At 70.8% G+C, this 7972-nt stretch carries 7 protein-coding genes; 3 read left to right on the plus strand and 4 right to left on the minus strand.

The window, feature by feature from the left end; all coding sequences use genetic code 11:
- Positions 1–158: 158 nt before the first annotated feature.
- On the plus strand, positions 159–902 hold the full coding sequence (locus CCS38_RS17380) for a CPBP family intramembrane glutamic endopeptidase (protein ID WP_223734190.1): 744 nt from the start codon (positions 159–161) through the stop codon (positions 900–902).
- Positions 903–944: 42 nt separating this feature from the next.
- Here CCS38_RS17380 and CCS38_RS17385 read toward each other — a convergent pair whose 3' ends face one another.
- From CCS38_RS17385 to CCS38_RS17395, 3 genes are all read right to left on the minus strand, one after another.
- Positions 945–2672, minus strand: a complete 1728-nt coding sequence (locus CCS38_RS17385) for an alpha/beta hydrolase (protein ID WP_223734191.1) — start codon at positions 2670–2672, stop codon at positions 945–947.
- Positions 2673–2734: 62 nt separating this feature from the next.
- Positions 2735–3709, minus strand: a complete 975-nt coding sequence (locus CCS38_RS17390; protein WP_223734192.1) for a S8 family serine peptidase — start codon at positions 3707–3709, stop codon at positions 2735–2737.
- Positions 3709–4800, minus strand: coding sequence for a DUF1269 domain-containing protein (locus CCS38_RS17395; RefSeq protein ID WP_223734193.1), 1092 nt, complete (start codon positions 4798–4800; stop codon positions 3709–3711). Before CCS38_RS17395 ends, CCS38_RS17390 begins: the two co-directional genes overlap by 1 nt.
- Before the next feature lie 295 nt (positions 4801–5095).
- Here CCS38_RS17395 and CCS38_RS17400 point away from each other — a divergent pair, with 295 nt between their 5' ends.
- Positions 5096–5632 (plus strand): SixA phosphatase family protein, encoded by a 537-nt coding sequence (locus CCS38_RS17400; RefSeq protein ID WP_223734198.1) that lies wholly within the window; start codon positions 5096–5098, stop codon positions 5630–5632.
- Positions 5633–5782: 150 nt separating this feature from the next.
- On the plus strand, positions 5783–6232 hold the full coding sequence (locus CCS38_RS17405; protein WP_223734194.1) for an STAS domain-containing protein: 450 nt from the start codon (positions 5783–5785) through the stop codon (positions 6230–6232).
- Here the strand turns inward: CCS38_RS17405 and CCS38_RS17410 are convergent.
- A partial coding sequence (locus tag CCS38_RS17410) for an NACHT domain-containing protein (RefSeq protein ID WP_223734195.1) occupies positions 6160–7972 on the minus strand: 1813 nt, incomplete at its 5' end. The genes CCS38_RS17405 and CCS38_RS17410 overlap by 73 nt on opposite strands.

The raw sequence follows: 7972 nt of genomic DNA on the forward strand, positions 1-7972 counted from the left end.
CCAGCATCCCACGGCACGAGCGTCCAGCATCCCACGGCACGAGGTTTCTGCGTCACCCCTCGGGGCGAGCGTGCGACGGTCGCCGGACGCCGGGACGAGTGCAACGGCCGGTACGTCGCCACCGGTCCTCGCCCGACAGTCTCTTCAAGGAGCATGTCATGAGCCGAAAGGGAACCGGGCCGGTCGGCAACTGCCTGCGCGCGTCGCGGCCGATGGGTACTGGTGCAGCCGTGGGCGTCACCGTGGCCGTGCTGGCGTTGGCCAACCTGGCCAACAACCGGTGGGCGCCGTCCTGCAGTGTGCTGACCGCTGTCGTGGTCAGCGCACTGCTGCTGGGCGTGCTGTTCCGGGCCGGCGGCACCTGGGCGGACGCGGGACTGGACCGTGCCACGCTCGGACGCGGCGCACGCTGGGCGATGGTGCTGGCCGGGCTGGTCGGCGCGGTCTACGCGGTGGCGGCGCTGCTGCCTGCCACCCGGGACCTGTTCGCGGACGAGAGGTACGCAGAGCTGACCGGCGGCCAGGTGGCACTGCGCGTCCTGGTCACGGTTCCGCTCGGTACGGTGCTGCTGGAGGAGGTCGCCTTCCGGGGTGTGCTGTACGGCTTGGTGCGCCGGGCCCGGGGCACGGTCCGGGCGACTGTGGTGTCGAGCGTGTTGTTCGGGCTGTGGCATGTGCTGCCGTCGCTGCACCTGGCGGCCGCGAAGCCTGTGCTGACGCCGGTGTTCGGCCGTTCCGCGCTCGGTGCGGCCGTCGCCGTCGCGGCCGCGGTGCTGTTCACCGGGGCTGCGGGCGTGCTCTTCTGCGAGCTGCGCCGCCGCAGCGGCAGCCTGCTGGCGCCCATGGGTCTGCATGGGGCGCTGAACGCGTTCGGCTACCTGGTGGGCTTCCTGCTGCGGTGACCGGGGAGGGCAGCGGACGCGTGGGGTGCGTACCGTACGTGATCACTTTCCGGCCGCGATGATGTCCTTGAGGCGGTCGAGGTCCTCGGCGGTGACGTCTGCGGGCCGCATGACGGCGTTCCAGCCGTCGACGTACTCGGCGGCGTACTTGTGACCGTGGCCGCTCGGAACGTCGGTGGAGAACGGAAGGTCCGCGGTGACCTGCCAGAAGGTCACGAAGGGCAGCCACAGCATCTGCTTGAGCACGTCCTCGCCCGGATGCTGGCCGATCCATTCCGGCCGGCTGAAGACGAGGTGCGGACTCCACCAGACGATGGGGTCGGACGGGTGCATGAGGTAGAGGACGCGGCTGTCCTTCCAAGGCCGGTCCACCGGTGGGATCTCGGCGGCCGGATCGTTGGCGAACCGCACCGTCCGCCCGTCCTTGTACACGGGCTGCACCTCCGGACGGCCGGCGTCCCGGTGGTCACTGAATTCCCGGAACAGTGTGTTGAAGTTGGGCGGCCCGGCGAACAGTGTCCCCGCGGTGCGGTTGCGCAGGTCGAACTCCCCGCTGAAGGCGGTCTCGCCGCCGAACGACCCCAGGCTCTCCCCGGCGACGAACAGCCGGGGGCGGTCGCCCGGCGGCAGCTTCGACCAGCTCTCGTAGACGGTGTCGAAGAGGGCGCGGCCCGCCTCGCGGGCCTTGGTCTGGTCGACCAGGTAGGAGATCCAGGACGGGAGGTAGGAGTACTGGATCGCGACGGTGGCCGAGTTCCCGTCGCTGAGGTACTCGAAGGTGTCCACCGAGGCGGGGTCTACCCAGCCACTTCCGGTGGTCGTCACCACGAGGAGGTTCTTGCGCTGGAAGCCGCCCTGGCGGGTCAGGTCGGCGACCGCTTCGGCGGCCCGGGACTCCGCGCTGCCGGACGACGCCAGCCCGGCGTAGGACCGGACCGGCTCCCTCGCCGGACGGCCGGTGAACTTCTCGATGTCGGCTGCCGAGGGGCCGGTGCCGGCGAAGTTGCGTCCTTGCCTGCCCAGCTGGTCCCATGGTATGAGCGAGCCCGGCCCACCCGAGCGCAAGGTCGTCGTGGGCCGCTCAACCCCCTCCTCCGTCGTGGTGTCACGTACCGAGAACGCCTCGTTGGCGACGCTGACGAAGCCGTTGAGCAGCAGGCCGGTGACGAGTGCCCAGACGAGCCCGGCGACCGCGGTCCAGCCGACGGCGGTCGCCGCGCGCGGCCCGATCCAGCGCTTGAGCAGGCCCGTCAACCAGCGGTACAGGCCGCGGATGCCGCGCGCGGTCAGCAGGAGGAGGCAGAAGACCAGCGCCGCGATGAGCGGTGCGACGACGGCGAGCGGGATGTTGTAGTGGGTCACTCCCATCAGCCGGCGGATCTCGTGCTGCCAGTACTGCCCGAAGCCGAAGAAGACGCCGAACAGGATCACCGCGCTGAGGAAGAAGACGGTCCACGACCGGCGTTGCGGGGGCCGCGGCCCGCGATCGGCGAACGCACGCCACACCCACGCGGCGAGCACCCCGGCGCCGTACCCGAGGGCCGCGTTGATACCGCAGATCAGGCCCTGCAGGATGCCGCCGCGCGGGAGCAGCGACGGGGTGAAGGAGAGGCAGGCGAACAGGAGCGCTCCCCAACAGCCGGGGAGTGTGACGGACAACAGCTCCCGGCGCTTCCGGGACCCCGGCGACGGCCGGGTGCCCTTCTCCGCCGCCGCGGTGTCCGTACCCGGTGACGGGCCGGCCGGCGGTTCCGGTGTGTCCCCCACCATGGTTACCTCCATCCGGAGCCGCACTGGTGACGCATCCGTCGGCTCGCCCTCCGGCCGGCGCGTCAGGCCGGAGGAGTGCCGCGAGCCACCGCTGCCTGTGCGTCGACGATCCCGAGACCCAGCTTCGACAGCTGCTGGGGATTGCGGGCGGTCTCCTTGAGATCGGTGATGATCTGGTCGGGGGTACGGCCCTGCTGGTGCAGGAGGGCCGCCACGGCGGAGACGTAGGGCGTGGCCATGGAGGTGCCGTCCAGCTTCCCGTACCCGGAAGTGTTGTCGCGTGTCAGCGGCGTGGTGTAGGTGGGCAGCGTCGACAGGATGTCGACGCCGGGGGCGGTGACGGCGCCCTGTGCGCCGAAGTTGGAGAAGCTCGCGGGCCTGCCGTGCTGGTCGCTGGCGCCGACGACCAGTACCGGCGTGGTCAGCCGGTACGGCTGTGTCTCGGTTCCTTCGTTGCCCGCCGCCGCCACCACGACCGCCCCCTCGTCATGCGCCGTGGCGATGGCCCTGTTGAGGGTGCCACCGCGCAGCAGTTTCGCCATGAGACCGGTCTCGCCGAGCGAGAGATTGATGACGTCGGCACCGTGCTCGGCCGCCCACACCACGCCGCGGGTGATGTCCTCCTTGTCGCCGGAACCGGCCGCCGTCAGGACCCGGACCGGCATGATCTTGGCGCCGGGTGCGCCGCCCGCGATGCCCACGCCGTTGTCCGTGGCCGCAGCCGCGATCCCGGCGACGTGCGTGCCGTGGCCGTTGTGATCCTCCGGGTTGCCGTCACCGTCGACCATGTCGGTACCTCGCACCAGACGGCTCTTGAGGTCCGGGTGGTCGAGGTCGACTCCGGTGTCGACCACGGCGATCACCGTGTCGTCCCCTCGCGCGGTGTTCCACGCCGCCGGCATCCTCAGCGCGTCCAGCCCCCACTGCTGCCCGCGCTTCGGGTCGGGCTCGTGGTCGTCTCCGCAGCCCGCGACGGAGACGGCAGCGAGTGCGGCGCAGACCAGCACGGCGAGGGGACGGGACAGCTTCCCGCTCATCACACACCGTGGAGAGCGGCGATGAGTTCCTCCTCGCGCTCCTTGGTGAGCGAGGTGTGCAGGACCGTGGGGTGGAAGGGGCGCAGCGCCTCCCGTACCCGGTCGGGAGTGGACCGGCGGACGAGCGCGAAGACCGCGGCACGCCCGGGCTCCAGGGCCCCGGCCGTCTCCTTGATGAACGCGTCGTTCAGGCCGACGTCCCGGAGCTTGCCGGCGACGGCACCGGTCGCGGCACCTGCCGCGGCGCCGAACACGGGCATCAGGAACAGCATGCCGAACAGAGTCCCCCACAGGGCACCCGTGGCCGCTCCGGTGGCGGTGGGGTTGTGGGCCTGCTGTACGTGCACCTTGCCGTCCTGGCTGCGCCAGGCCAGTGCGGCGTCCTCCAGGTCGAGCAGCTCCTCACGGGAGAGCTGGCTGCTGAGACGCATGACGGCCTCGGCCTGTTCCCTGTCGGAGAAGCCGAGCACCACAAGTCCGGTCATGCCATCCTCCTGGGCGTCGTCGGGCCGGTCGCCGGCCCTGTGTGTGGTTTCCGTGGTTCCGGCGGTGGTTCCTTCCGTGGCTTCCGCCGTCTCCTTTTCCGCCCCCTCCTTGTCGAATTCCGCAGCGGCGGCGATCAGTTCCGCGGCTATGGGTGCCAGCACTTCTTCGGTGAGGAACCCCTCGGCCACGGGAACGCCACCCTGCTCGCGGACCGCGCTCCGCAACCGCCTCGCCCACCGGTGTTCGAGGAGGAGGAAACCGGCTGTGGTGCCCGGTTCCAGGGAGTCCGCGAGCTGCCGGATGTCGTCCGCGGCGAGCCCGAAGGCATGGCCCTGGGCAAGGGCGGGGAACGCCTTCTCCGCTTCCCGCATGCTGCCTGGCTGCAGCCCGAGCAGCGCGCTGATCGTGTCGCCCATGCCTTCGGTCTGGAAGTCCAGGGCGACGAGATCACCACCGGTCTCCTTCTGCACGACCAGCAGGTCCAGAACGATGATCTGGCCCGCGGCCGTGAGCTCCTCCAGCTCCTCGATGATGCGCCCCTCGAACGTCGCGTCCGGACCGAAGGCGATCGCCAGCAGCTGTATGGGCCCGGTCTCGGTCATCATGCGCCTCCCTCCGTAGGGGCTGTATGCCATTGAGCGACGCATTGCACCGGACGGCATCCCCCGTAGCGGGTGAATGGCCGGCATGTACGGGCAGTGACGCGTGCCAAACCGACCGGTGATGAGGGAGGCTGACGGCTTGTCACTGCCGGGACCGACTCGCCCGGTCTCCGCGTACTGTGTGCCTGACCGGCACGCTGTCCGATGCCTGATGTCTGTGGTCTGCGCCCTCGCGTACGAGGTCACCGCCAGGACGCACGCCCCCGACATCGGTGACCTCGACGTTATGGGCTGTCACATGATGAACTCACCCCTACGGCGTTTGCTGCTGCTGCGGCACGCCAAAGCGGCCCGTCCTCCGGGGACGGTGGACCACGAGCGGCCACTCTCCGATCGTGGCCGCCATGACGCACGGGTCGCGGGGCGTCTGCTGGTGAAGGCGGACTGGTTGCCCGACCTGGTGTTGTGCTCCACGGCCCGCCGAACGAGGGAGACGTGGGAGCTGGCCGCTGCGGAACTGGCCGGGCTGCCACCGGTGCGGTACGAGTCGCGGCTGTACGCTCCGTCCGTACCGGAACTCCTGGCCGTCGTGCACGAAGTGCCCGCACACGTGCCGACATTGTTGGTGGTCGGCCACAATCCCAGCCTGCGGGACGCGATCCTGATGGTGGCCGGCGACGGCGTCGGACCGGAACTGGAGCAGGTCCGGGAGAAGCTGCCGACTGCCGCGATCGCTCTGCTGACCTGGCGTGGCACGTGGGCACAGCTCGGCTCCCGTACGGCCCTCCTGACGGGCCTGGTCGTCGCTCGGGGAGCCCGGCGGAAACGGTCGTGAGCCGTACCGTCGTCCGCCGGGGGACGTCCGCCAGTGTTCCGCCACCGGACGGGCCGTCGTACGCTCCTCCCACAGGTTGTCGCCCCGGACCTCGGCGACTCGTATCACTGATGAACTCGCGTCCCGGGAAGGGGCAGCAGGTGATGCGACATGCGCCAGCAGGACGTACCGTCGACGGGGTTCGTGCGCCTGGAGCAGGGGCGAGGCGGCTGGGTCGCGAAGCTCCGGGGTGAGATCGACATCTCGGCGGTCGCGGAGGTCCGCCCCGTCCTCGACGGTGTGACGTCCGAGCCCGCTCCCCGCCTCGTGCTCGTGCTCGACGAGGTGGATTTTCTCGACTGTTCCGGTATCGGGCTGCTCTGCCGTGTCCGGCGGCGCGTGGCGGACCGGGGCGGAGAACTGGTGCTCGTATGCCGGCAGCCCGCCATCCGCCACCTGCTGGTACTCCTCGGGCTCCGCACGCACTTCCGCATCGTGACGTCGCAGGAACAGGTGCGCACGGAACCTCTGCCACCGGGCGGTGGCCGTCAGGACGGCCCGGAGGTGTGGGAAGCCGACTCGGCCAGGCGGTCCTGGAGGCGGGCGTGCCGGAACTGGTAGACGGCACCGGTCTGCCGCAGCACGCCCCGCCGGTGAGCGTCGGTGAGGAAGCGCATGAGCCGCCACGGGAGGCGGCCGCGCAGCGCCAGCCAGCAGTGGCTGGCGGAGTACCAGGCCCATGCGCTGGCCGCCAGACCGGTCTGGAAGCGCGACGCGAACCGGCCGGCGAGGCCGACGGCCAGGCCGCTGCCCAGCCCGAAGAAGAGCGCGGTCTCGATGTCGACGGAGATCCTGAACTGGGGATGCCCGATGAGGGCCCCGCACAGCACTCCGGACCCCAGCGTCTCCACCACGGCACGGATGCCGCTGACCGTACGGTCGTCCCCCAGGACGGACCGGGGGCTGGGCGCACGGATCGCGTCCGCGGGCGTGTTGAGGCACATCATTGCCCCGAAGGCGATCCCCGTTCCGAGCCCTACGGCGAATCCCACTTTCAGCACCTCCTCCAGCCCGCCCACGAGGCCGAATCCCAGCACGGCGGCGAGCGCGGCGGCGGTGAGGGCACCGACGGTGGTCATGAAACCGAGCACCTGGCCCACGGCGAACTTCCTGCCGATCAACCGCAGCCGGCCCCGGATCTGCAGGTTGACGCAGCCCGGGTGCGCCGGGGGAGCGGCGACCAGTCCGGCGCCGAAGCCGCCTGCGAGCCCGGCGGCCATCCCCACGTCCCACCCGGCCCCCGCCGCAATGCCGAGCCCGGCGAAGCCCCCGGTCGCCAACTGCAGTGCGATACCGACCGCGCGGCGCCCGCCCGGAGGCAGACCGCTGTGCAGCTGCCACAGCACCAGGTCCCCCGAGTGCCTGTCGTGAAGGTGAGTCGCGAGGAACGTCAGCCATTTGATGGCCAGTTCGGGTGGGTAGCGTGGCGGCCCGGCCCGCGACTGCTCCGGTGCGGGCAGCGCCAGTACGTCCTGGTAGGCGGCCGGGAGGAACGCGTCCAGCAGATGCCCTTCGATGGCTGTCCGGTCCGGGAACCGGCCGGGATCCACCAGTTCGGCGGGGTCGTTCGCCCGGCCGCGGTAGACCGTACGCAGCAGAGAGGTCATCAGCGGCGACGACAGGGCCTGGGCGAGCGGACCCTGCGGATGCTCACGCAGATGAGCCAGTACAGGAATCCAGCGCTCCCCCCGGGTCACTCCTCCCGCGTCGAGGAAAGTGAGTACTTCGCGTACTTCCACCGGCTCCAGTTCGACCACCGCCGCCGTGGTCAGCACCGTGCCACTGCCGGCGACAGCGGTTTCGTACTCGGCACTGCGGCAGGTGACCACCAGCGGGGTGCGGGGATCGATCCGGTCGAGGGCTTCGAGCGCGGCCCCGTGGAGGACGGCGGGCATCTCGTCGAGACCGTCGAGGACGGGCAGTATCCGTCCGTCGGTGACCAGGCGGCGGGGGGCGTCCGGCCCGAAGACATCGGTATTGGCGAGGGCCGGGTAGTCCTCGATCAGCCGCCGGACCATCCAGGTGTGCACGTGCTCGGTACGCGGGTCCCACGACGAGAGCGACAGGAGAACGGGCACCGGACCGTCGTGGTCCCGGCGGTGTTCCAGCAGGGCGAGAGTGAGCAGGATGGCCAGTACGGTCTTGCCCGCGCCGGGTTCACCGAGCAGCACGAGTCTCCGCCGCCGGAGCCGGAGGAATTCACTGACCAGTTCGTCATGACCGTCTCCCAGCAGCCGTCCGTCCGCTGCGTCGTCGTCGGGGGACGCCGCGGTCCCGGCGGAGTCCGGGCGGGGGCCGGAG

The organism is Streptomyces purpurogeneiscleroticus (genome assembly GCF_020024005.1).
Taxonomy (GTDB): Bacteria; Actinomycetota; Actinomycetes; order Streptomycetales; family Streptomycetaceae; genus Streptomyces; species Streptomyces purpurogeneiscleroticus.